The sequence below is a fragment of the Buttiauxella ferragutiae genome, from assembly GCF_022637515.1.
GTDB classification, from domain to species: Bacteria; Pseudomonadota; Gammaproteobacteria; order Enterobacterales; family Enterobacteriaceae; genus Buttiauxella; species Buttiauxella ferragutiae.
In genome coordinates, this window is record NZ_CP093332.1 from 3300674 (window position 1) to 3323034 (window position 22361).

23 protein-coding genes are annotated in these 22361 nt (G+C 47.9%); 15 read left to right on the top strand and 8 right to left on the bottom strand.

Translation table 11 applies throughout. From position 1 onward, the window contains the following. Positions 1 to 36 precede the first annotated feature (36 nt). Positions 37 to 669, top strand: coding sequence for a 23S rRNA pseudouridine(2457) synthase RluE (gene rluE / locus MNO13_RS15285; RefSeq protein WP_064547707.1), 633 nt, complete (start codon positions 37 to 39; stop codon positions 667 to 669). On the opposite strand, the gene MNO13_RS15290 is transcribed toward rluE, so the two are convergent. Next, on the bottom strand, positions 664 to 1161 hold the full coding sequence (locus MNO13_RS15290; RefSeq protein ID WP_064547709.1) for a methylglyoxal synthase: 498 nt from the start codon (positions 1159 to 1161) through the stop codon (positions 664 to 666). The two genes, rluE and MNO13_RS15290, sit on opposite strands and share 6 nt — an antisense overlap. A gap of 115 nt (positions 1162 to 1276) precedes the next feature. Between MNO13_RS15290 and MNO13_RS15295 the strand changes: the two genes are divergently transcribed. From MNO13_RS15295 to MNO13_RS15325, 7 genes are all read left to right on the top strand, one after another. Next, the gene (locus tag MNO13_RS15295; RefSeq protein WP_064547710.1) at positions 1277 to 1726 is read left to right on the top strand and encodes an NUDIX hydrolase; all 450 of its coding nucleotides are present in this window, start codon (positions 1277 to 1279) and stop codon (positions 1724 to 1726) included. 66 nt (positions 1727 to 1792) lie between these two features. Continuing rightward, positions 1793 to 2902: a tRNA 2-thiouridine(34) synthase MnmA gene (gene mnmA / locus MNO13_RS15300; RefSeq protein ID WP_064547712.1), complete on the top strand. Its 1110-nt coding sequence runs from the start codon at positions 1793 to 1795 to the stop codon at positions 2900 to 2902. Between the two features lie 46 nt (positions 2903 to 2948). Further along, positions 2949 to 3578, top strand: coding sequence for a high frequency lysogenization protein HflD (gene hflD, locus MNO13_RS15305; protein ID WP_241938968.1), 630 nt, complete (start codon positions 2949 to 2951; stop codon positions 3576 to 3578). A 20-nt stretch (positions 3579 to 3598) separates the two neighbouring features. Beyond that, the gene (purB, locus tag MNO13_RS15310; protein WP_064547716.1) at positions 3599 to 4969 is read left to right on the top strand and encodes an adenylosuccinate lyase; all 1371 of its coding nucleotides are present in this window, start codon (positions 3599 to 3601) and stop codon (positions 4967 to 4969) included. A gap of 163 nt (positions 4970 to 5132) precedes the next feature. Then, positions 5133 to 5804, top strand: coding sequence for a two-component system response regulator PhoP (gene phoP, locus MNO13_RS15315; RefSeq protein ID WP_064547718.1), 672 nt, complete (start codon positions 5133 to 5135; stop codon positions 5802 to 5804). A gap of 2 nt (positions 5805 to 5806) precedes the next feature. Continuing rightward, positions 5807 to 7267: a two-component system sensor histidine kinase PhoQ gene (gene phoQ / locus MNO13_RS15320; RefSeq protein ID WP_241938969.1), complete on the top strand. Its 1461-nt coding sequence runs from the start codon at positions 5807 to 5809 to the stop codon at positions 7265 to 7267. A gap of 71 nt (positions 7268 to 7338) precedes the next feature. Next, positions 7339 to 8460, top strand: coding sequence for a ribosomal protein uL16 3-hydroxylase (locus MNO13_RS15325; RefSeq protein ID WP_241938970.1), 1122 nt, complete (start codon positions 7339 to 7341; stop codon positions 8458 to 8460). Positions 8461 to 8643: 183 nt separating this feature from the next. Here MNO13_RS15325 and MNO13_RS15330 read toward each other — a convergent pair whose 3' ends face one another. The 3 genes from MNO13_RS15330 to MNO13_RS15340 form a co-directional block, all read right to left on the bottom strand. After that, positions 8644 to 9174 carry a hypothetical protein gene (locus tag MNO13_RS15330; protein ID WP_241938971.1) on the bottom strand — a complete coding sequence of 177 codons (531 nt, stop codon included), beginning with the start codon at positions 9172 to 9174 and terminating at the stop codon, positions 8644 to 8646. A gap of 603 nt (positions 9175 to 9777) precedes the next feature. Next, positions 9778 to 10398 (bottom strand): histidine phosphatase family protein, encoded by a 621-nt coding sequence (locus MNO13_RS15335; protein ID WP_241938972.1) that lies wholly within the window; start codon positions 10396 to 10398, stop codon positions 9778 to 9780. A gap of 181 nt (positions 10399 to 10579) precedes the next feature. Next, a complete protein-coding gene (locus MNO13_RS15340; RefSeq protein WP_241938973.1) occupies positions 10580 to 11818 on the bottom strand; it encodes an IS110 family RNA-guided transposase in 1239 nt (412 codons plus the stop codon). Between the two features lie 638 nt (positions 11819 to 12456). Here MNO13_RS15340 and MNO13_RS15345 point away from each other — a divergent pair. The 3 genes from MNO13_RS15345 to MNO13_RS15355 all read left to right on the top strand — a co-directional run bounded on the left by MNO13_RS15345 (position 12457) and on the right by MNO13_RS15355 (position 13701). Next, entirely contained in the window at positions 12457 to 12699 is a 243-nt protein-coding gene (locus MNO13_RS15345) for a hypothetical protein (protein ID WP_241938974.1), read from the top strand. A gap of 186 nt (positions 12700 to 12885) precedes the next feature. Continuing rightward, a complete protein-coding gene (locus MNO13_RS15350; RefSeq protein WP_064547733.1) occupies positions 12886 to 13185 on the top strand; it encodes a hypothetical protein in 300 nt (99 codons plus the stop codon). Between the two features lie 291 nt (positions 13186 to 13476). Beyond that, positions 13477 to 13701, top strand: coding sequence for a hypothetical protein (locus MNO13_RS15355; protein WP_064547737.1), 225 nt, complete (start codon positions 13477 to 13479; stop codon positions 13699 to 13701). Positions 13702 to 14092: 391 nt separating this feature from the next. On the opposite strand, the gene MNO13_RS15360 is transcribed toward MNO13_RS15355, so the two are convergent. The 4 genes from MNO13_RS15360 to pepT all read right to left on the bottom strand — a co-directional run bounded on the left by MNO13_RS15360 (position 14093) and on the right by pepT (position 17542). Further along, the gene (locus MNO13_RS15360; RefSeq protein WP_064547739.1) at positions 14093 to 14902 is read right to left on the bottom strand and encodes a hypothetical protein; all 810 of its coding nucleotides are present in this window, start codon (positions 14900 to 14902) and stop codon (positions 14093 to 14095) included. Next, positions 14886 to 15518, bottom strand: a complete 633-nt coding sequence (locus MNO13_RS15365) for a hypothetical protein (protein ID WP_064547740.1) — start codon at positions 15516 to 15518, stop codon at positions 14886 to 14888. The genes MNO13_RS15360 and MNO13_RS15365 overlap by 17 nt, the downstream gene beginning before the upstream one ends. Continuing rightward, entirely contained in the window at positions 15515 to 15985 is a 471-nt protein-coding gene (locus MNO13_RS15370; protein WP_241938975.1) for a nickel transporter, read from the bottom strand. The genes MNO13_RS15365 and MNO13_RS15370 overlap by 4 nt, the downstream gene beginning before the upstream one ends. Before the next feature lie 330 nt (positions 15986 to 16315). Further along, the gene (gene pepT / locus MNO13_RS15375) at positions 16316 to 17542 is read right to left on the bottom strand and encodes a peptidase T (RefSeq protein WP_241938976.1); all 1227 of its coding nucleotides are present in this window, start codon (positions 17540 to 17542) and stop codon (positions 16316 to 16318) included. A gap of 288 nt (positions 17543 to 17830) precedes the next feature. Between pepT and potA the strand changes: the two genes are divergently transcribed. The 4 genes from potA to potD are packed head-to-tail and all read left to right on the top strand — an operon-like array spanning position 17831 to position 21639. Continuing rightward, the gene (potA, locus tag MNO13_RS15380) at positions 17831 to 18967 is read left to right on the top strand and encodes a spermidine/putrescine ABC transporter ATP-binding protein PotA (protein WP_232886866.1); all 1137 of its coding nucleotides are present in this window, start codon (positions 17831 to 17833) and stop codon (positions 18965 to 18967) included. After that, on the top strand, positions 18951 to 19808 hold the full coding sequence (potB, locus tag MNO13_RS15385) for a spermidine/putrescine ABC transporter permease PotB (protein WP_064547746.1): 858 nt from the start codon (positions 18951 to 18953) through the stop codon (positions 19806 to 19808). Before potA ends, potB begins: the two co-directional genes overlap by 17 nt. After that, entirely contained in the window at positions 19805 to 20596 is a 792-nt protein-coding gene (gene potC / locus MNO13_RS15390; protein WP_133522647.1) for a spermidine/putrescine ABC transporter permease PotC, read from the top strand. The genes potB and potC overlap by 4 nt, the downstream gene beginning before the upstream one ends. Continuing rightward, entirely contained in the window at positions 20593 to 21639 is a 1047-nt protein-coding gene (potD, locus tag MNO13_RS15395) for a spermidine/putrescine ABC transporter substrate-binding protein PotD (RefSeq protein WP_241938977.1), read from the top strand. The genes potC and potD overlap by 4 nt, the downstream gene beginning before the upstream one ends. The last annotated feature ends 722 nt before the right edge of the window (positions 21640 to 22361 follow it).

Genomic DNA, 22361 nt, shown 5'->3' on the forward strand with positions numbered 1-22361 from the left:
GTTATAATGCGTTAATCCCTGACGTCTGAAAACACTATGAATAAAACTTCTTTTAGAAATCCAACAGTTAAACGATTCAGCACGCGACGCCCAGTCAAAAAGCCCGCAACAAGTGGGCCGAAGCGGCTGGTTATCTTCAATAAACCCTACGATGTGCTACCGCAATTTACCGATGAAGCGGGTCGCAGCACGCTGAAAGATTACATACCATTACAAGGAATTTACGCGGCAGGTCGTTTAGATCGCGATAGCGAAGGTTTGCTGGTATTAACCAACGATGGCGCATTACAGGCGCAACTGACTCAGCCAGGCAAACGCACCGGTAAGATTTATTTCGTGCAGGTTGAAGGTTTGCCTACGGAAGAAGCACTGGAATCACTGCGTAACGGAATCACGCTAAACGACGGTCCTACCCTGCCCGCTGGCGCTGAACTGGTTTGCGAGCCGGAGTGGATATGGGCGAGAAATCCGCCTATTCGTGAGCGTAAAGCGATTCCAACAAGTTGGTTGAAAATCACCTTATACGAAGGGCGAAACAGACAGGTGCGAAGGATGACGGCGCATGTCGGTTATCCAACGCTACGCCTGATACGTTTTTCTATGGGCAATCTTGAGCTTGCCGGTTTGGCACCGGGTGAATGGCGGGAGATTCCGCTGGATTCGCTATAAAAGCTGCTGCGTATTAACACCATGTTGCGTAACGTGAGAAACCCGGCTGCTGAGGAAAGCATCACCATCCGGGACGGTAATTTCCAGAGCTTGTTCAAATAAAGATGAATGAATCAGGAAGTTCGCGCTACAGGCATTGCTGGCAATCGGTATATTCCAGGCCGTTGCCAGCCGCATTAACGCTTTTACATCAGAGTGATGGGGCACGGCACTCAGCGGGTCCCAGAAGAAGATAAGCACATCAATCTGGCCCGAGGCAATCAAGTAACCAAGCTGTTGATCGCCGCCAATTGAACCGCTCATTAATGCCAGAACGGACAAACGAGTGTGGGATTGCAACAGGTTCCCCGTGGTACCGGTTGCATAAATGATATGGTTGCTGAGCGCCATTTGGTTATCAACGGCCCAGTTGAGAAGGTCAGGTTTGCAAGGATCGTGTGCCACTAAAGCGATACGTTTGCTCTGCGGCATAATGCGCGTGGTAAGTTGCATCGAAGTACCCTCGTGGAAAGTGCCAAACCTCACGAGTATATGGCACAAGGTAAAAATGTGATCCAGATCACTTTAAAATGATCATGCTAATGAATTTGAGACAGGGAGAATAACGATGTTTAAACCGCACGTTACCGTCGCTTGCGTCGTTCAGGCGCAGGGGAAATTTTTAGTTGTTGAAGAAACAATCAATGGCAAAGCCACGTGGAATCAGCCTGCCGGGCATCTGGAAGCTGACGAAACACTGGTTGAAGCCGCTACGCGCGAATTATATGAAGAAACCGGTATTTCTGCGCAACCGCAAACGTTTATCCGCATGCACCAATGGATAGCCCCGGATAACACTCCTTTTCTGCGATTTCTGTTTGCCATCGATCTTGAAGAACAACTCCCTACCTCGCCGCATGACAGCGACATCGATCGTTGTTTATGGCTGGATCCGCAACAAATTGTTAACGCTGAAAATTTACGCTCACCTTTAGTCGCTGAGAGTATTCGCTGCTATCAACGCGCTGAACGTTATCCGCTCAGCATGCTGGGTGCATTTAATTGGCCCTTTAGTTAAGGGTGCCAGGCCCGGTGATGCGTGCTAGAATATGCCGCCTTTAAGTTCAATGTCGTGAGTGACTCCATGTCTGATAACAGCCAGAAAAAAGTGATCGTCGGGATGTCCGGCGGTGTCGATTCCTCCGTTTCCGCTTACTTGTTACAACAACAGGGTTACAAGGTGGAAGGCCTGTTCATGAAGAACTGGGAAGAGGACGATGGCGAGGAGTACTGCACCGCAGCCGCTGATTTAGCAGACGCACAAGCCGTTTGTGACAAACTCGGCATTGAACTGCACACCGTAAACTTTGCCGCAGAATACTGGGATAACGTGTTTGAACACTTCCTGGAAGAGTACAAAGCCGGGCGCACACCAAACCCGGATATTCTGTGCAACAAAGAAATCAAATTTAAAGCCTTCCTCGAATTTGCCGCTGAAGATTTAGGTGCCGACTACATCGCCACCGGTCACTACGTGCGTCGCGAAGACGTGGACGGAAAAAGCCGTCTGCTGCGCGGTTTAGACAGCAATAAAGATCAAAGCTACTTCCTCTATACGCTTGGCCACGAGCAAATTGCGCAAAGCCTGTTCCCGGTTGGCGAACTGGAAAAGCCAGAAGTGCGCCGTATTGCGGAAGAGTTAGACTTGATCACCGCGAAGAAAAAAGACTCTACCGGTATCTGCTTTATTGGCGAGCGCAAATTCCGCGAATTCCTCGGCCGTTACCTGCCTGCACAGCCGGGTAAAATCATCACCGTTGATGGTGAAGCTATTGGTGAGCATCAGGGGTTGATGTACCACACGCTGGGACAGCGTAAAGGTCTGGGTATCGGTGGCACCAAAGAAGGTAGCGAAGATCCGTGGTATGTGGTCGATAAAGACGTTGAGAACAATATTCTGGTGGTTGCACAAGGTAGTGAGCATCCACGACTGATGTCCGTTGGCTTGATTGCGCAGCAACTTCATTGGGTCGACCGCGAAACGCTGACCGAGCCGTTGAAATGCACGGTGAAAACGCGTTATCGTCAGACCGATCTTCCTTGCACCATTACGCCGCTTGATGCGGATCGTATTGAAGTGCGTTTTGACGAGCCCGTTGCCGCCGTCACCCCAGGCCAGTCAGCCGTGTTCTATCTCGGTGAAGTGTGCCTCGGTGGTGGTGTTATTGAGCAGCGTCTGCCGCTTGTTGTTTAATCGCAAAGTTTAATCGCAAACATCGCAAACAAGGACGAATACCTTCGTGGCCAAAAATTACTATGACATCACTATCGCGCTGGCAGGGATCTGCCAGTCTGCCCGTCTGGTTCAGCAATTGGCTCACCAGGGGCATTGTGATAACGATGCGCTGCATGTTTCGTTGAACAGCGTTATCGACCAAAACCCAGGCTCCACGCTGGACGTTTTTGGTGGAAATGAAGACAACCTGAAATTGGGCCTCGAAACCTTGCTGGGCGTGTTGAACGCCAGCAATCGCCAGGGCATGAACGCTGAATTAACGCGTTATACCCTGAGCCTGATGGTGCTGGAGCGTAAACTTCACGGCAGCAAAGGCGCGATGGATAAGCTCGGTTCCAGTATTTCTGGCTTACAACGTCAGCTTGAACATTTTGATCTTGAGTCCGATACGCTGCTGAGCGCCATGGCGGGTATTTATGTTGATGTCATCAGCCCACTAGGCCCACGGATTCAGGTCACCGGTTCCCCTGCCGTGCTGCAAAGCCCGCAGGTACAAAGCAAAGTCCGCGCCTCGTTGCTGGCCGGTATTCGCGCCGCTGTGCTCTGGCACCAGGTTGGCGGTGGACGTTTGCAGTTAATGTTTTCTCGTAGTCGCCTGTGTGCTCAGGCCAAACAAATTCTTGCTCATTGTTAACCTCTTTGGAGTTGTAACTTATGGAATTATCCTCACTGACCGCCGTATCCCCCGTTGATGGACGTTACGGTGACAAAGTCAGCGCTCTGCGCGCTATTTTCAGCGAATTTGGTCTGCTGAAATTTCGCGTACAAGTCGAAGTACGTTGGCTGCAAAAACTGGCCACGCACACAGCGATCAAGGAAGTTCCTGCTTTTGACGCAGACGCAATCGGTTACCTTGATAAAATTGTCGCTGAGTTTAGTGTAGAAGATGCCGCACGCATCAAAACCATTGAGCGCACCACCAATCACGACGTAAAAGCCGTTGAGTACTTTCTGAAAGAAAAAGTAGCGGCTATCCCTGCCCTGCATGCGGTATCTGAATTTATCCACTTCGCCTGTACTTCAGAAGACATCAACAACCTGTCCCATGCTTTGATGCTGGAAACAGCCCGCAAAGATGTGGTACTGCCGTACTGGCGTAAAGTTATCGATGCGGTGAAAGACCTGTCGGTTCAGTATCGCGACATCCCACTGCTTTCCCGTACCCACGGCCAGCCTGCTACCCCATCGACCATGGGTAAAGAGATGGCAAACGTGGCATACCGTATGGAGCGCCAGTTCCGTCAGTTAGAGAAAGTGGACATCCTCGGTAAAATCAACGGTGCGGTCGGCAACTATAACGCGCACATGGTGGCTTACCCGGAAGTTGACTGGCACCAGTTCAGCGAGGAGTTCGTGACTTCTCTGGGCATCCAGTGGAACCCGTACACCACGCAGATCGAACCACACGATTACATCGCTGAATTGTTCGACTGCATCGCGCGTTTCAACACCATTCTGATCGACTTTGATCGTGATGTTTGGGGTTACATCGCCCTGAATCACTTCAAGCAGAAAACCATAGCAGGCGAAATCGGTTCTTCCACCATGCCGCACAAGGTTAACCCAATTGACTTCGAAAACTCCGAAGGCAACCTGGGCTTGTCCAACGCAATGCTGCAACACCTGGCGAGCAAACTGCCGGTTTCCCGCTGGCAGCGTGACCTGACTGACTCCACCGTACTGCGTAACCTGGGCGTGGGTATTGGCTATGCGCTGATTGCCTACCAGTCCACCCTGAAAGGTGTGAGTAAACTGGAAGTGAACCGCGACCGTCTGCTGGCAGAGCTGGATCTCAACTGGGAAGTGCTGGCTGAGCCGATTCAAACCGTGATGCGCCGTTACGGAATTGAAAAGCCGTACGAGAAACTGAAAGAGCTGACTCGCGGTAAACGCGTCGATGCTGAAGGCATGAAACAGTTTATCGACAGCCTCGAACTGCCAGAAGAAGAGAAAGTTCGCCTGAAAGAGCTGACGCCAGCTAACTATATTGGCCGCGCTATTACTATGGTTGATGAGTTGAAATAATTGTAAGCCTGGACGCCCTCACCCTAACCCTCTCCCCCAGGAGAGGGTTAGGGTGAGGGCGTCCTAAACTCAACACCAATCCAACTGTTTACCCAAGGTTTATCCCCTCCCCGTCATAATTAGCGTTAAACTATCAATGCCATTTATAGACTGGGGAAATCGAATGCGTGTACTCGTTGTGGAAGATAATGCTCTGTTACGCCACCACCTCAAGGTTCAGTTGCGTGAGTCCGGCCATCAGGTTGATGCCGCTGAAGATGCCAAAGAAGCAGACTATTTCCTGAGTGAACATACCCCCGATATTGCCATTGTCGATTTAGGGCTGCCCGATGAAGATGGCCTGAGCCTGATTCGCCGCTGGCGCAGTCACGACGTGACGATTCCTATTCTGGTGCTTACCGCGCGTGAAGGCTGGCAGGATAAGGTCGAAGTGCTGGGTGCCGGTGCCGATGATTACGTGACCAAACCGTTTCATCTTGAAGAAGTGGTTGCCCGCATGCAGGTGTTAATGCGCCGCAACAGTGGCCTGGCTTCACAGGTAATTTCTCTGCCCCCCTTCCAGGTTGATTTGTCACGCCGCGAACTGCTCATTAATGACAACCTCATCAAGCTGACCGCGTTCGAATACACCATTATGGAAACGCTGATTCGCAACCATGGCAAAGTCGTCAGCAAAGATTCATTAATGCTCCAGCTTTACCCCGATGCCGAACTGCGCGAAAGCCACACCATTGATGTGCTGATGGGCCGCCTGCGTAAAAAGATTCTGGCTGAGTATCAGCATGAAGCTATCACCACAGTACGTGGTCAGGGCTACCGTTTCGACCTGCGTTAACCATGAAATTAAGCCGACATTTTTTACCGTTATCGCTACGGGTTCGCTTTTTACTGGCGACCGCCGTGGTCGTCATGGTGCTGTCACTGGCCTACGGTTTAGTGGCGCTGGTGGGTTACAACATCAGTTTTGATAAAACAACTTTCCGTTTACTGCGCGGGGAGAGCAACCTGTTTTATACCCTCTCAACCTACGAGAACGGTAAAATTAATGTCGTTATTCCTGAAAATCTTAATCTGAAAACCCCGACGATGGCCCTTATCTATGATGAAAAAGGTAACCTGATGTGGGCTCAACGTGATTTGCCGCATGTGGTGCAACAGATAAAGAAAGAGTGGCTGGTCAGCGATGGTTTTCACGATCTGGACGCGAATTTTGATACCAGTCACGCCTTGCTGGGTAACGATGAAAAGCTCCAGAACCAACTCAAAGATTTTTATGATGGCGATTACAGCGATGAAGTCAGCCACTCAGTTGCAGTCAACAAATACCCGGCCATGGGTAAAATGCCCGCCTTAACCATTGTGGTTGTCGACACCATTCCTATCGAATTAAAACGTTCGTATACGGTGTGGAGCCTGTTTACCTGCGTTTTCCTCGCCAACCTGTTGTTAGTGATCCCGTTGCTTTGGTTCGCCGCGCGCTGGAGTTTGCGCCCAATTGAAGCGCTGGCGAAAGAAGTGCGCGAGCTTGAAAAACATGACCGCGACAGCCTGAACCCCGAAACGACTCGCGAGTTGACCAGCCTTGTGCGCAATCTTAATCGCCTGTTGCGTACCGAGCGAGACCGCTATGACAAATACCGCACCACATTGACGGATTTAACCCACAGCCTGAAAACACCGTTGGCGGTACTGCAAACCACCCTGCGTTCGTTACGAACCAATAAACAGAATATCGAAGAAGCGGAGCCGGTAATGCTTGAGCAAATCAGCCGTATTTCGCAGCAAATTGGCTACTATTTGCATCGCGCCAGTATGCGTGGCGACAGCCCGTTACTTAGCCGGGAGCTTCATTCCGTCGCCCCATTACTCGACAGCCTCTGTTCGGCGCTCAATAAGGTGTATCAGCGTAAAGGCGTGAATATCACGCTGGATATCTCACCGGAGATCACCTTCGTCGGTGAGAAAAATGACTTCATGGAAGTGATGGGCAACGTGCTGGATAACGCCTGTAAATACTGCCTTGAGTTTGTTGAGATTTCAGGCCGCCAACTGGACGACACGCTGCATTTATTTGTTGATGACGATGGCCCGGGCATCCCGGAAAGCAAACGCAGCCTGGTGTTTGACCGTGGGCAACGTGCCGATACCTTACGGCCGGGCCAGGGTGTGGGTTTATCGGTCGCTCGCGAAATCGTCGAACAGTACGATGGTCAAATCAAAGCCTCGGGCTGCGAACTGGGTGGCACACGTATGGAAGTGATTTTTGCGCGCCAGCGTCCAGACCGAGAAGAAGATTGAAAATACTCCCGTAACCGGCAGCACCATCCGTTATAATCCTCGGCAGGCTCCTTCACCTGCCGGATAATAATATGGACTATCAACTCGACCTAAATTGGCCCGATTTCATCGCGAACTACTGGCAGAAACGCCCGGTGGTTCTAAAACGTGGCTTCAAAAACTTCATCGACCCAATCTCCCCGGATGAACTGGCAGGCCTTGCCATGGAAAACGAGGTGGACAGCCGCCTGGTCAGCCATAACGACGGCAGATGGCAAGTCAGCCACGGCCCATTCCAGAGCTACGATCATCTGGGCGAAAACAACTGGTCTTTACTGGTTCAGGCCGTTAACCACTGGCACGAACAAAGTGCGCGGTTAATGCGCCCGTTCCGCGCGCTGCCGGACTGGCGAATTGACGATTTAATGATTTCGTTCTCGGTGCCTGGCGGCGGCGTTGGCCCGCATTACGACCAGTACGACGTATTTATCATTCAGGGTGTTGGCCGCCGTCGCTGGCGTGTTGGTGAAAAAGTCGCTCTGAAACAGCACTGTCCGCATCCTGATTTGCTGCAAGTTGAACCGTTCGACGCCATCATCGACGAAGAAATGGAGCCGGGCGATATTCTCTATATCCCGCCGGGTTTCCCGCACGAAGGTTACTCGCTGGAAAACTCGATGAACTACTCTGTCGGTTTCCGCGCGCCAAGTGGCCGTGAGTTAATCAGCGGTTTTGCTGATTACGTGCTGCAACGCGAACTGGGCAGCCAGCGTTATACCGACCCTGACGTGCCTGCGCGCCAGCATCCTGCGGATGTTCTGCCGCAGGAAATGGATAAGTTACGCGAGATGATGCTTGAACTGATCAATCAGCCTGAGCACTTCAAAACCTGGTTCGGTGAGTTCGTATCCCAGTCACGACATGAACTGGATGTGGCTCCGCCAGAACCGCCATATCAGCCCGATGAGATTTACGACGCGCTGAAACAGGGTGACGCGATTACTCGTTTGGGTGGCTTACGCGTGCTGCGCATTGCCGATGAGATTTACGTCAACGGCGAGAAAATTGACAGCCCACACCGCCCGGCTCTTGAAGCACTGGCGAGCAATATCACTCTCAAAGCAGAAATGTTTGGTGATGTACTGGAAGACCCGTCGTTCCTGGCGATGTTAGCCGCGCTGGTCAACAGCGGATACTGGTACTTCGAGGATTGATCCCTCTCTTCTAGCTCTCAGCCACTTTCTGGCTGAGAGCCAGGAACACCGGGTGGTAATACCCAAGCTACTTCAAGATGCAGGTAGGCGGCAATCGAGTAAATCCCGATGAGCTTACTCAAGTAAGTGATTCGGGTGAATGAGAGCAGCCAACAACCCTGCATCTTGAAGGGCGACGGGTATTTAATGAATGCCTGGTATAGCCTCACCATCTATCATTGCCAGCCCTGTCGTCGTACGAATAAAACGCGGCACCTTCAAATCCTCAGCCAGCATAGTCAGTAATTCAAATAACAATTCGCTGATCTGTTCCTGCTGCTCAGGCATTATTTGCTGGTTCAATAAAACCATGGTTAATGCGGAACAATATTCACAGGTGGTCTCTGAATCTGTTGAAAGTGGATTGCGACATTCAGCAAAATTATTTTCATTCACCGTTAATTGTTCAATTAGATGTTTTGGCAACGGCGACTTTAAAACTACTTTCAGTACATTCAACCCCGCCAGTAAACGCCCGCACAACGCTATATATTCAGAGTGATTATGAATTTCGATTAATTCATCAGCATAACGTTGGCAAATATCCACAACCTGAAATAAATCATGCGTGGCACCCAACGGTATTTTTAATAAAGCTGCGATATCTCCCGCAATAATGGATTGAGTAGCAGTGATTTCAGGACGAGCGAATGTGTTACTATTGGCAACAGCCATAGCGTTACTCCTGGTTAGTTAACGTTTGTGGTTAGCCCTCGTTTGGTGTTACAGCACCATTCGGGGGCGATTCATTTATACCCTTCATATTTCGAGTTGCACCGGTGTTAGCTTGCCGCCTCAATGCCACTCGAATTATTTTGGATATAGGATAATATCTTTCTATCTGCTTACTCTCTGCCAAAAGCACTGTACAAGTCAACAGTGGAGCTGTGCTTAATTATTGGAAACCGAAAATCTTCGGCACAAGTCACAAATAAATGAAAACTGGCAATTGGGATTTCAAGAGTTATTAGCAGTTACTTCAAACGTTATTTATTTTATATAAGCACTGAGTTACTGAATTATATTTAGTTATGGTGTAATTATTTTTTTGATGGTGGCTATTTAGAATGTATTTTTTAATTATGGTGACAAAATACATAGCTCTAGCCACTACCAAGATTTATTGCCAAAGGGAATACTATATGTATGGAAGGCGTTTTAGTGGCCTGGAGTTCGCCTAAGCGAGACTTCCTGAAAGCCATGAACGAACGTCAGCTATGAGCGAGGAGTGGAAATTATATTGCTCGCCTGAATAACGTCTCATGCCCCAAAAAGCATCTATCTTTCTAGTTTCAATAGATGTGTAGAAATTCCCCATCGAAGCCCTGTACATTTCCCGTCAACGAATTCAAAAACAGAGTAACTCGCGTTTGGTTGGGCATAACGAGGAAAATTATCGATAACCCCTTCTTTTAGCTGCGCCAGAACACCTTGGCTAACATGCCCATGAGAAACAATACATACCGTCTGATATTCTTTAGCTTCTTGCAGATTATGTAAGAAATGCATTATTCGGTGAGAAGCCTGAGCCAGTGTCTCCCCCGCTGGGGGGCAATAATTTGCATCGCGCTCGAATAACGCATTTGCATCATCCGGATTACAGCGTGTTAGTCGCTCTGATGCGATCCCTTCAAAAAGACCAAAAGCCTGTTCTTTAAGGGACGGTTCCATGATTAATGGGCAGTGAAGACCTTCCGCCAAACTCACGCCCATCAGCCATGCACGCTCAAGTGGTGAACTGTAAATACACTCTATTGGATATGCTCTTTCAACAAGCGTTGTCACTAATGCAGATGTTTCTCTCATACCCCGAGGAGTTATGATGCTATCGCTATGCCCCTGAATAATCCTGTTCAGATTCCACTCGGTTTCTGCATGCCTCACCAGTATCACTTTCATCGTAATTTTAATCCGTAAGCTCTCATGATTACTCGCACGCCTGATTTCGCAAAATACTTGTATCAATTCTGGGCAAAGTGTATGCGAATAAGGTTGTTATGATGAAATCTAGAGATGGTGACAATCGAGTTACATCGTTAGATAACGTCCTCTTCACGCCCTGAGACATTCGACAAGCTTTTTATGGCTTCAGTAAGAGCGAGTGTCGCGCTTCGAGAGCCAGCAAATATTTCGCTTCGTCGTACTGGGTTCTGGTCTTCCAGCAGCGGTAAATGATCCTTATCCATTTAAACGCCAAAGCCCGGATGGCTGATTGATGCGATTTCCCTTTTTCTCGCTGCCCCTGGTAATAAAGTCTGGCCCAGTATGATGAATTAACCGTCTTGGCAGCCCATTCAACAAAGGTCTGCCTGACGAACTTGGCACATTGCCATCGCCAGTGAACCCATGATTTCTGGCCACTTCGTTCGGTCACCGGTGCAATACCTGCATAGTTTTGAATCTCTTCAGCGCTGTTAAACCGATCACGGTTATCACCAAGTGCAGCAAGCATCCGTGGGCCCATACACGGCCCCATGCCCGGAAGTGATTTGAACAGCCCCGCATCTGGCAATATGTCAAACAGCGTTTCGATTCGTTCGTCATAGGTTTTGATGATTTCACTCACGACTTTAATTTGTGTCGCCAGTGCTGTTGCCATCAAAGCATTCGCCTCTATAACACTCGGGTCTGTCGTCAATGGGATCGCGTTATCAATACTCGCAACACGTTGCTCGGTAAGGGCCATTGCGCGGCCACCTTTGGCATTCAGAAAGTTGCGGATCGTGTCGCGCCTGGCTCGTTTCAGTTGTTGCAGACTGGGCCACCGGATAATCAGCTCACACAACAGTAAACTACCCCGATGTGAGAACCACTCCAGTGGCTGAGGATAATACTGTTTAAGCGTGTTGATTATCCGGTTCACAAAGCGGCGTTTGTCCTCAACCAGCAGTCGACGCTGCTCAACTAACTGTTGAAGTAATCGGATATCACCATTGTCGGGTTCAATAGCTTTTATCTTCTGGGGGTAACGCAGCATTAACTCTAATGCCAGCTCAGCATCCTGTGGATCATCCTTAGCACCGCTTGGCCAGAAGGTCTGCCGATAGCGAGCCAGTGACAATGCGTGCACAGGAAAAACAGTGACAAATGGGTACTTCTGGAGAGCATACACCACCGGGCCTTTCTTCAGCTCAAGGGCGATAGCGATCCTGCCTTTCACCTTTTGGTGCAATTCGTTGAGCCAGATATCAAGCGCTTCCGGAGTGTGTTCAACCACCTGGAATATGCGCTCGCCATTTTTAAACTGAACGCAGACATCGTGTTTTTTATCCGCCCAGTCCAGACCAACATGAGCAGCAAACTGATTAATCGCAGTCATCACCAACTCCTTTTTATCGGGGATTGGTATGCATTCCACGCTCTTCGAAAGAAATATAGTCAGCAGTTTTTCTGCATGCCCTGAGTATTCGTTAGCGAACGTGGAGCACTTACTGGCTCGAAAGCAAAGCGGCAATCATCAAATCACATGATTCTGGCACAATATTCGTAACCAATAAGCGCATACCCTGAATCACTTAAAAGTGTAACTCTCAGGGTGCGAATGACTATACCTGGCACACAGCGGACAGGTTGGGTGGTCATCAGGTCTGCTATGAGCGAGGAGCGGAAATCGTTTTTCGGTCAGGATACCTGCTATGATAAATTATTGATAAAAAGGCATTCAATTGATAGAAATCGGCGAAGGTAATAAAAGGGAGGTGTGATGTTTACCCCAGAGCTTATTAATGATGAACATGGAGAGTTTCTACTTGTAGCCAGCCACAGCCTGGTATCCCCGGAATCTATAAAACTCAGTATTGCGTACAATATTGCCAGAATATCTTACGGACTATCACAGCTTCCATCGCACATTCGAACTTGCCGGGTCGTCTATGATATTAGAGGACAATCAATCCCTGACCAGACCCTGGCCCAGGTCAGACAAGCGTTTGAGCAGGTAGCCATTGTGGAGTTTAAATGCTGATGGGACTTCAGTTAATTGTAAAAGCAGAGCGTAAGAAGATAGAAAAATCGTTGGGGTCACTTACATCAGAATGTGAAATATTCTCGGTCGCTGAAGACCTTTTCGGCATTTCAATTCCAGAGCGAATTCTCTCATCCGTGGGTGAAGATGTTGTTCTACAAAAACTTGAACAACTCAAGCGTTTTGACCTTTGGCAGGGGGGCTGGCAAGAACCGAAGCGACGTTGGCTTTGGTGAGTTTCAGCCTTGAGCGAGGAACGGACGTTATGCTTTGCGATAATGCCCATGTACTGGGAGTCTGAACTCTGTCACCCTTTCATGTTCGTATTCCGCGAACTCAATTGTTATCGTTGGCACCAGGCCACCCTAGCTTAGTCGTGGGAGCCAAATGTACGTAACTGACCCAGCTTGGATAATTAAGAAATGACGCAGACTGAAGTAGTAAGGGAGTGGTTGAAAAATAGACGTTCGGTTTACTTCTTTTTGCCGAATGGCTCTTATGGAAGACCATTTGATAACCAGTATTATGTCGACGAAGTACAAGAATTAAACGAGGGATTTAGCATCCATTTTACTGATGGTTCAGTCCTCCGATTCAATGGCGATGTTGCAGTATTAGAGGCTGAGGCAAAACTAATCATTGAAAGTTTCAGAATATGTGAGTTTGAAATCGATGGGGAAATTAAGTACGAATTTGATTATGGCCATGTTTCGCTATCTTAAGTGCGTACTCTTAGTGTCATCAGGGCTAATTTCCAGCAATGTGTTTGCTGAACAATATGGCACCCCTGTATCAATCTGCCTCAATAACCATACAATACCGTTTATTGACACTGATCGGCCTGCAACCAAGGTAGTTGATGCTGCTTACCAGCAGTGTCGGGAAGTAATCTTGCAATGGGATAAAGAAAGAAAATCACTTCCCCCAGAAATGGTTGCCAGCCAGAACGAGGAGTTCCACTCGTTTTACGTCCATATGATTGAAGCGAGGCGAAGGGCTGCGGAGAAAATAAAATGAAGATAGTTTGTATACCAGCACTAGTTATCGTACTCAAAGCTAAAGAGACTGAAATAGGGCGCTCGCTGAACCGGCAAGAAGTTGAAGATATTCGCGATAACGCAACTGCTATAAGTTTGCCAGATGAAGTAGCCACAGTTATGGCCGACGAGCGAGGTTACCCAGACCTTGATCCGGATAATGTCTGGGATGAATGGGTCGCATATAAAGCGAGGTGGTGAGGTGAGATCCATATATGAACTAAAGATGGCATTGCTCAAAAGCTGGACTGCCACCCGCCACAGTAGACAATCTTGCCCTATAGTTGGACTCCAAACTGAGCGTGCTGGCAATAATTAATTTTGTTCAAATTATATTTGGATGAGGTCTTTCTAAGAAAACAATGGAAATACTGTTTTAACTTCCGCTCATGGCACGCAGCGGACAGGTTGGGTGGTCATCAGGTCTGCTATGAGCGAGAAACGGAAGTTCGCAGTTGATCTCGCAGCCAAATAGTCGCATTACTAACATTGCGGCGTGTTAATCAACGGGGAGCAGATCAGTACCACTTGAATTAAGATAAATTCAGAAGAGATGCAAAAAAGCCCCATATCAAACGGAGCTTTTAAGAAATTAATCATTATACTTCTTGTAAGATATTAATTTTTCTTTATTTTCTGCTGCGAGTGTTAAAGGTGAGCTTACATCGGAAACGTGGAAGCGTTCCAAATGATTCTCGATGAATCTTTGCCCTTGATTTGTTAGTCTATCAATGCTCTCGTTAAGGTTTACAATGTCTCTGTTCAACTCTTCGAGGAAACGAGTGGATGTGGTTATTATATTACCCATTTTAGTATCGACAGCTTTGATTAAAATATCCTTTGCTCTTTCATTATCACCAAATTTTTCTTCTATCCTAAGGAAATCATTCATTGCTTCTTCAATAGCTGTATCCTGAAGTTCTTTATACTGAATAGTTTTATCATATACTAGTTGTTGAGCTCGCTCCTTGAGTTCAAGTTGCATATGCCCTATGGCGTTTATAGTTTCTACATTTAACTTAGTAAGTTGTTCAAGATAAAGGGCAATAGCAGCAGTGGTTCGCTCCATACGCTCAAACTCTTTATCTTTTTTCCATTCTTGGATTTCAGCTACAGCTTTTTCAATTTCACGCACCCTACGAACTTCAAGATCAACTTCAAGCTCTTTCTCTTGAGATCTTAGTTGATGTTTCAGCTCCATTTCTTTAGTTTTGAATTCGTGTTCAGTTCTAGATTGAGCTGTTAACGTATCTATATTACGTTTGTGAGCGGAGTCTTGTGAGGATTCAGTTCTCTCATGAGATCTTGTTTTAAGCGGCTCAGAAGCCCAATCACACAAAACTTCAATTGGCTTACTCACACAACTAAGAAGGGCATTCCCTACATTACTTAACCAGCCCATTTTGCTCTCCTAATAATTTATTGAATAATCTATCAAAAAGAACCTGTTCTTTTCTTCTCAAGTAATTGATTTCTTCAATTCTATCCTTGTCTCTTTCAAAGACTGACAATATATTTCCAATTTGGTTTACTTTATCCTCTAGAAAAAAAACATAAGAATTTGAAGCGCCTCTGGAATGTTTGAAGCCAACAAACTCTTTGGCAATGTATTTCAGCTTGTTTTGCATATTAATATCTTCAAAATTAGTAATATTATTAGAAATTTTTTCTAAGTTATTGTTGATGAAAATAGAGTATTCCCTTTCAAAAGAGAGGGATAAAAGATTCTCATCTTTCTCATATTGAAATAAACAAGAAAATAATTGAGGGTGTTCATTTATACTACGCGAAACTAGGTCCTCTCTTGCCTCTCGTAAAGCTGTTAACAGCTCGATCAGTGACTTTCTCATCGGTTCTTGAGTTGTCTTGGCTTCTATTAATTTTAATCGCATAATTAAATAAAATGTGCTCACTAAGGATTCAATAGCACCGCGATGTAATGCATTTTCTAAGGTTTTAAATTTTTCAACCAAATGCAAAACATTTATTAATTGCCTTACGCGAGCACTTTTTTTCATTCTAAGTTATCAGAAGATAAATTAGGTTTTCTTAATTTCGCCTCAGAACGAATTTTCCCAATAGTATCAAGCGTATGCTCTTCAATTAAGCTGCTACTGAGATCTAAGCTTTTAGTATAACTATCGACTAGTTCTTTTAACCATTTTGAAGCAACTGACTGATCAACTTGAGATTCACTGAGTGTCTCTGAAACCTCTTTAAGGGTCTCAGAAAAAAATTTTGAACGTTCTTTTCGCAAGTCCTCTTGTAAAGTACTGGCGAACTTAATTTCTTCTTTATATGCCTTAACAAGTTCAAGATAGTTTTTCTCAAAAGTGTACAAAACTTCTAGCTTGTTTTTAAGTCGCTCTAGACTGACATAGTCGTTTAGATCTTTTTTTAGCACTTCTGTTAATTGTTTGTTGATTGAGTCATCAGCACCTGATGCTTTGACTGCCGAAGATATTAGCTGAGCGAGATCTGTCATATCTTGTTATCCATTTGGTTTATTGTCATTTTATCTTACATATTTATACATGTTTACATGAATCAAAATCAAAGGAAAATTGTTATTTTTCATCAAAAATTGTGAATAGTCATAGGGTTGGCTGATATTTTAGTTTTGCAATGAACACTTGCCTTTGCTCTGGTCGAACGCGAATCATGACAGTCTGCTTCTCACAGCCCATGCCAGAACTTCAGCACTGTTAGTTCGTCCGCTCACAGCACTAAACAGACTGTCATATTATTCATAAGCTAATATTAAAGGGGCTCCACACCCCTTTATTATCTATCGCCCCACCAGCAATTGGTTATATCAACCCTGCTCAGCAGTCAACTCCGCAATCCTGACAATCACCGCTACCGCTTTCTCCATCCCTTCCAGCGTCACAAACTCGTGTTTGCCGTGGTAGTTATAGCCGCCGGTGAACAGGTTCGGGCAAGGCAAATCTTTAAATGACAACTGTGCGCCATCGGTGCCGCCGCGAATTGGTTTCAGAATAGGTTCTATATCGCAATCGCGCATCGCCTGCTGTGCCACGTCCACAATGTAAGGGTGCTCAGCAACTTTCTCGCGCATGTTGTAATAACTGTCGTCGATAACCAGCTCAATGTAACAATCCGGATGTAATCCTTTACCCACTTTTTTGGCGATATCCATCATCTTGCGTTTACGCGCTTCGAACTGTTCGCGGTCAAAATCGCGGATGATGTAGTGCATTTCTGCACGGTCAACCGACCCTTTCATGCCATGAAGATGATAAAAACCTTCGTAGCCTTCAGTGCATTCAGGGCTTTCATTAGCCGGCACTTCAGCATGAATGCGGGCGGCAAGCGAAAGCGCGTTGACCATCACCCCTTTCGCAGAACTAGGGTGAACATTGTTGCCGACGATCTTGATAGTCACTGAGGCTGCGTTGAAGTTCTCACACTCCAGCTCACCGACTCCACCGCCATCTACGGTATATGCCCACTGAGCATCGAATGCTTCAACGTCAAAGTGTTTAGCACCTTTGCCGACTTCTTCATCTGGCGTGAAAGCCACTCGAATATCACCGTGCGGAACATTTTTCTCTTTCATTACCGCAAGTGCCGTCATGATTTCGGCAACACCGGCTTTATCGTCAGCGCCAAGTAGCGTTTTACCATCGGTGGTAATCAGCGTTTGCCCCAGCAACTGGTGCAGCACAGGGAACATCACTGGTGACAGCACTTCATCACCAATCCCCAGCGCGATGTCGCCACCGCGATAATTTTCTACAATTTGTGGATTGACGTTTTTACCTGAAAAATCAGGCGCGGTATCTACGTGGGAGATAAAACCGATGGCAGGGACTTTTTTATCCACATTAGACGGTAGCGTCCCCATCACGGTGCCATGATCGCCTAGCGTCACATTCACCAAACCCATCTCTTCCATTTGCTCTTTCAGTAACCGCAACAACTTCCACTGCCCTTCGGTGCTGGGAACTTGTTTTACGCCGGATTTGGACTGTGTATCCAAAGAGACATAATGTAAGAATCGGTCAAGTAATTTATCCATGTCGCTATCCTCAATTTTTGTGACTTCATTATCAGTAAGCCACAAATGCAAATATTGCGTCAGGTCACTTTTAACCTACCAGAGATGAAAATAGTCACGAATGTAATGCAATGCGAGCGGATTTGGTGTTTGCTGCTTGAATACCAATCAAATTCAAACGGCTGAAAGGCAGCAAGCATTGGCGATTTCAATGCTTTGCCGTAGAATGCTTGCCCTTACTCAACGTGCAGAAACCGCAAGGTGGTTAATCACAAACCCCGCATCAGCCCGAAATTTGATGCGTCTTATATGGGACAGCGTAAAAAATTGAAGACACTGCAATGTTCGCTCTCGCCGCTGGTAGAACTGGCTGGCGTAGATAAGAGCTTTGAGGGTAAAACCGTTATTTCTGATTTATCCCTCACCATCAATAATGGTGAATTTCTGACACTCCTTGGCCCTTCCGGCTGCGGCAAAACCACGGTGCTGCGCATCATCGCCGGACTGGAAAGCGCGGACTCTGGCACGATCTCACTTGATGGCCAGGATATCACGCAGGTTCCAGCCGAGCACCGCCACGTCAATACCGTCTTCCAGAGCTACGCGCTGTTTCCTCATATGACCGTTTTTGAAAACGTCGCTTTCGGTTTACGGATGCAGAAAACGCCTGCCGCCGAGATTACCCCACGCGTGACCGAAGCGTTGAAAATGGTGCAGTTAGAGGAATATGCACGACGTTTACCGCATCAGCTTTCTGGTGGCCAGCAACAGCGTGTGGCCATTGCGCGGGCTGTGGTCAATAAACCGCGTCTATTATTGCTTGATGAGTCGCTTTCCGCGCTTGATTACAAATTACGCAAGCAGATGCAGAACGAATTAAAAGCGCTGCAACGCAAACTCGGCATTACTTTCGTATTCGTCACTCACGACCAGGAAGAAGCGTTAACTATGTCCGACCGGATTGTGGTGATGCGTAATGGCCGCATTGAGCAAGACGGCACGCCACGCGAAATTTACGAAGAACCGAAAAACCTGTTCGTGGCGAGCTTTATCGGTGAAATCAACATCTTTGATGCGACTGTTATCGAACGAGTCGATGAACAGCGCGTTCGGGCCTTCGTTGAAGGTCGCGAATGCCACATTTACGCGAGCATGCCGGTTACGGTCGGCCAGCATTTGAAAGTGTTGTTGCGCCCCGAAGATCTGCGTGTGGAAGAAATAAACGAGACTCATGTAGCCGATGGTTTAATCGGCTATGTGCGGGAACGTAACTATAAAGGCATGACGCTGGAATCTAATGTCGAGCTGGAAAACGGCAAAATGGTGATGGTCAGCGAATTCTTCAATGAAGACGACCCTGATTTTGACCACACGCTCGACCAGAAAATGTCGATAAACTGGGTTGAAAGTTGGGAGGTCGTGCTGGCAGATGAAGAGCTCGCGTAAATTCCAGAACGTTGTGATCGCCACTGTCGTCGGTTGGCTGGTGCTGTTCGTGTTCCTGCCCAATCTGATGATCATCGGCACCAGTTTCCTGACCCGTGATGACGCTAATTTCGTCAGCATGGTTTTCACTCTGGATAATTACACCCGGCTTGCTGACCCTTTATATGCACAGGTGTTGCTGCACTCGCTCAATATGGCGGTGATTGCTACCCTCGCCTGCCTGGTGTTGGGTTATCCGTTTGCCTGGTTCCTTGCACGACTACCGGAACGTGTGCGCCCTTTATTGTTGTTTTTGCTGATCGTTCCCTTCTGGACCAACTCATTAATTCGTATCTACGGGCTGAAAATTTTCCTCAGCACCAAAGGGGTTATGAATGAGTTTTTGCTGTGGCTTGGGGTGATTGATACGCCGATTCGTATCATGTACACCGAAAGCGCCGTCATCCTTGGCCTGGTGTATATCCTGCTACCATTTATGGTAATGCCACTGTACTCGAGCATTGAAAAGCTCGATAAACCGCTGCTGGAAGCGGCGCGTGATTTAGGTGCCAGCAAACTACAAACCTTTATCCGCATTATTATTCCGCTCACCATGCCGGGCATTATTGCCGGGTGCTTGTTAGTGATGCTGCCCGCGATGGGGCTGTTTTACGTTTCCGACTTAATGGGTGGCGCGAAAAACCTGCTGATTGGCAACGTCATTAAGAGCCAGTTCCTGAACATCCGCGACTGGCCATTTGGCGCGGCGACCAGCATTACCCTCACGCTGGTGATGGGCCTGATGCTGCTGATTTACTGGCGTGCCGCCAGTTTGCTGAATAAGAAGGTGGAATTAGAATGATCGGTCGCCTGCTCCGTGGCGGCTTTATGAGCGCCATCTACGCGTATCTGTACATCCCGATTATCATTTTGATCGTCAATTCGTTTAACAGTTCGCGTTTCGGTATTAACTGGCAAGGCTTTACGGGCAAGTGGTATAGCCTGCTGATGAACAACGACAGCCTGCTGCAAGCCGCTCAACACTCGCTGACGATGGCGGTGGTTTCCGCCACGGTGGCAACGCTGATTGGCTCGCTGACTGCCGTGGCGCTGTATCGCTACCGTTTTCGCGGCAAGCCATTCGTCAGCGGTATGCTATTTGTGGTGATGATGTCGCCTGATATCGTGATGGCGATTTCACTGCTGGTGTTGTTTATGCTGCTCGGCGTTTCGCTTGGCTTTTGGTCGCTGCTGTTTTCACACATCACTTTCTGCCTGCCATTTGTGGTTGTCACCGTCTATTCGCGACTCAAAGGGTTTGATGTACGGATGCTGGAAGCTGCGAAAGATTTAGGTGCCAGCGAAATTACGATTTTGCGCAAGATCCTGATGCCGCTGGCGATGCCTGCGGTAGCCGCGGGTTGGTTGCTCAGTTTTACCCTGTCGATGGATGATGTGGTGGTTTCCTCATTCGTCACTGGGCCAAGTTATGAAATTTTGCCATTGAAAATTTACTCAATGGTGAAGGTCGGCGTTTCACCTGAGGTGAACGCGCTGGCTACTATTCTGTTGGTACTCTCGCTGGTCCTGGTGGTTGCCAGTCAGCTTATTCTTCGTGATAAAACCAAAATTCAGGGGACGTTAAAATGACCAAATGGCCACGCCACCTGCTAGCTGCTAGCGCACTGGTACTGAGTTTCGGCGCTGCACATGCCGATGACAGCAAGACGCTCTATTTCTATAACTGGACCGAGTATGTGCCGCCAGGCCTGCTTGAACAGTTCACCAAAGAAACCGGCATCAAAGTGATTTACTCGACTTACGAGTCGAATGAAACCATGTACGCCAAGCTCAAAACTTATAAAGACGGTGCCTATGATTTAGTGGTGCCATCAACTTACTTTGTGGCGAAAATGCGCAAAGAAGGCATGATCCAAAAGATCGATAAAAGCAAACTGAGCAATTTCAAAAATCTCGCCCCTGAGATGCTCAACAAGCCGTTCGATCCCAATAACGATTACTCCATTCCCTACATCTGGGGTGCTACGGCAATTGGCGTCAACAGTGATGCCATCGACCCGAAAACGGTCACCAGTTGGGCAGATTTGTGGAAGCCAGAATACAAGCAAAGTTTGCTGTTGACTGATGATGCACGTGAAGTGTTCCAGGTCGCATTACGCAAACTGGGCTATTCCGGCAACACAACTGACCCGAAAGAGATTGAAGCGGCGTATCACGAACTGCAAAAGCTGATGCCAAACGTAGCGGCATTCAACTCCGATAACCCAGCCAACCCGTATATGGAAGGCGAAGTGAATCTCGGCATGGTGTGGAATGGTTCTGCGTTTGTTGCCCGCCAGGCTGGCACGCCGCTGGAAATCGTCTGGCCGAAAGAAGGTGGGATTTTCTGGATGGATAACCTTTCCATTCCGGCCAATGCCAAAAACGTCGACGGTGCGCTGAAACTGATTAACTTCCTGCTGCGCCCGGATGTGGCAAAACAGGTCGCAGAAACGATCGGTTACCCGACGCCAAACCTCGAAGCACGTAAGCTGCTGCCAAAAGAAATATCAGGCGATAAGACGCTCTATCCGGATGAAGCCGTGCTGAAAAATGGTGAGTGGCAGAACGATGTCGGCGATGCCAGTGCGATTTATGAGAATTACTTTCAGAAGTTGAAGGCGGGACGCTGAGTTTAGCGTTGATGTATCCCCTCACCCCGGCCCTCTCCCAAAGGAGAGGGAGAACACCCGACGGTCCCACCGGAGTATCCCCTCTCCTTCAAGGCTGTCTCTTATACATAACTCACCCGGGCATTTTGTCAGGGTGAGACCTGTATGCCTCGTTGATTTTCCGTTCACGCGTGCGTTCTGTTATCTCTTTAATTCCCGAAAACGGTGAACGTATCAAGGGGTTAACGCCAACCCCTTGATAATCCAGGCACCCGGTCATTAAATTGCCGCTGCGCGGTAAACCCCAGCTTATCCCCAACATCAGCGTCGTTCGCGACTCCCGGCAGCTCAACCCTGACTTATGGGGAACACTGGGGCAATTTATACCGGGAACAAGGTCAAAACCGGCTCGGTGTGGTCTTTGGGTTTTGACGTTGACCTTGTGTTCCGGCTTCAATCGCGCCGTTTTTTACCCTTCAGTTGGGGTCACGTGGTCGGGAACCACGTGAGAGAGCGATCGTCGGGAACGCGTCGCGAACGACCCCGAATGTTGGGTGAAAAACGGTGTTTACCGCTTGCGGCGATTGATTTGCCGGGAGTCCGGGTTCTTAGGGTGACGACGGTGGTCACCCTAAGACGTTCACCGGTTCAGTGGCGACATTAACACGCTGTCGCCTGGTGAACGGAACCGTCTCCGAATCGGCAGGAACCGTCTCACAAAGATGTGACTAAGAGACAGCCCA

What these genes read in the sequence shown, in the direction of transcription:
- MNO13_RS15290 (WP_064547709.1), bottom strand. Translation starts at nt 1,161, where the DNA reads ATGCAACTTACCACGCGCATTATGCCGCAGAGCAAACGTATCGCTTTA.
- MNO13_RS15340 (WP_241938973.1), bottom strand. Translation starts at nt 11,818, where the DNA reads ATGACTGCGATTAATCAGTTTGCTGCTCATGTTGGTCTGGACTGGGCG.
- MNO13_RS15370 (WP_241938975.1), bottom strand. Translation starts at nt 15,985, where the DNA reads ATGACAGATCTCGCTCAGCTAATATCTTCGGCAGTCAAAGCATCAGGT.
- MNO13_RS15350 (WP_064547733.1), top strand. Translation starts at nt 12,886, where the DNA reads ATGACGCAGACTGAAGTAGTAAGGGAGTGGTTGAAAAATAGACGTTCG.
- potB (WP_064547746.1), top strand. Translation starts at nt 18,951, where the DNA reads ATGAAGAGCTCGCGTAAATTCCAGAACGTTGTGATCGCCACTGTCGTC.
- MNO13_RS15360 (WP_064547739.1), bottom strand. Translation starts at nt 14,902, where the DNA reads ATGGGCTGGTTAAGTAATGTAGGGAATGCCCTTCTTAGTTGTGTGAGT.
- MNO13_RS15345 (WP_241938974.1), top strand. Translation starts at nt 12,457, where the DNA reads ATGCTGATGGGACTTCAGTTAATTGTAAAAGCAGAGCGTAAGAAGATA.
- potA (WP_232886866.1), top strand. Translation starts at nt 17,831, where the DNA reads ATGGGACAGCGTAAAAAATTGAAGACACTGCAATGTTCGCTCTCGCCG.
- potC (WP_133522647.1), top strand. Translation starts at nt 19,805, where the DNA reads ATGATCGGTCGCCTGCTCCGTGGCGGCTTTATGAGCGCCATCTACGCG.
- pepT (WP_241938976.1), bottom strand. Translation starts at nt 17,542, where the DNA reads ATGGATAAATTACTTGACCGATTCTTACATTATGTCTCTTTGGATACA.
- rluE (WP_064547707.1), top strand. Translation starts at nt 37, where the DNA reads ATGAATAAAACTTCTTTTAGAAATCCAACAGTTAAACGATTCAGCACG.
- mnmA (WP_064547712.1), top strand. Translation starts at nt 1,793, where the DNA reads ATGTCTGATAACAGCCAGAAAAAAGTGATCGTCGGGATGTCCGGCGGT.
- MNO13_RS15325 (WP_241938970.1), top strand. Translation starts at nt 7,339, where the DNA reads ATGGACTATCAACTCGACCTAAATTGGCCCGATTTCATCGCGAACTAC.
- phoQ (WP_241938969.1), top strand. Translation starts at nt 5,807, where the DNA reads ATGAAATTAAGCCGACATTTTTTACCGTTATCGCTACGGGTTCGCTTT.
- MNO13_RS15355 (WP_064547737.1), top strand. Translation starts at nt 13,477, where the DNA reads ATGAAGATAGTTTGTATACCAGCACTAGTTATCGTACTCAAAGCTAAA.
- MNO13_RS15335 (WP_241938972.1), bottom strand. Translation starts at nt 10,398, where the DNA reads ATGAAAGTGATACTGGTGAGGCATGCAGAAACCGAGTGGAATCTGAAC.
- MNO13_RS15295 (WP_064547710.1), top strand. Translation starts at nt 1,277, where the DNA reads ATGTTTAAACCGCACGTTACCGTCGCTTGCGTCGTTCAGGCGCAGGGG.
- phoP (WP_064547718.1), top strand. Translation starts at nt 5,133, where the DNA reads ATGCGTGTACTCGTTGTGGAAGATAATGCTCTGTTACGCCACCACCTC.
- MNO13_RS15330 (WP_241938971.1), bottom strand. Translation starts at nt 9,174, where the DNA reads ATGGCTGTTGCCAATAGTAACACATTCGCTCGTCCTGAAATCACTGCT.
- potD (WP_241938977.1), top strand. Translation starts at nt 20,593, where the DNA reads ATGACCAAATGGCCACGCCACCTGCTAGCTGCTAGCGCACTGGTACTG.
- MNO13_RS15365 (WP_064547740.1), bottom strand. Translation starts at nt 15,518, where the DNA reads ATGAAAAAAAGTGCTCGCGTAAGGCAATTAATAAATGTTTTGCATTTG.
- purB (WP_064547716.1), top strand. Translation starts at nt 3,599, where the DNA reads ATGGAATTATCCTCACTGACCGCCGTATCCCCCGTTGATGGACGTTAC.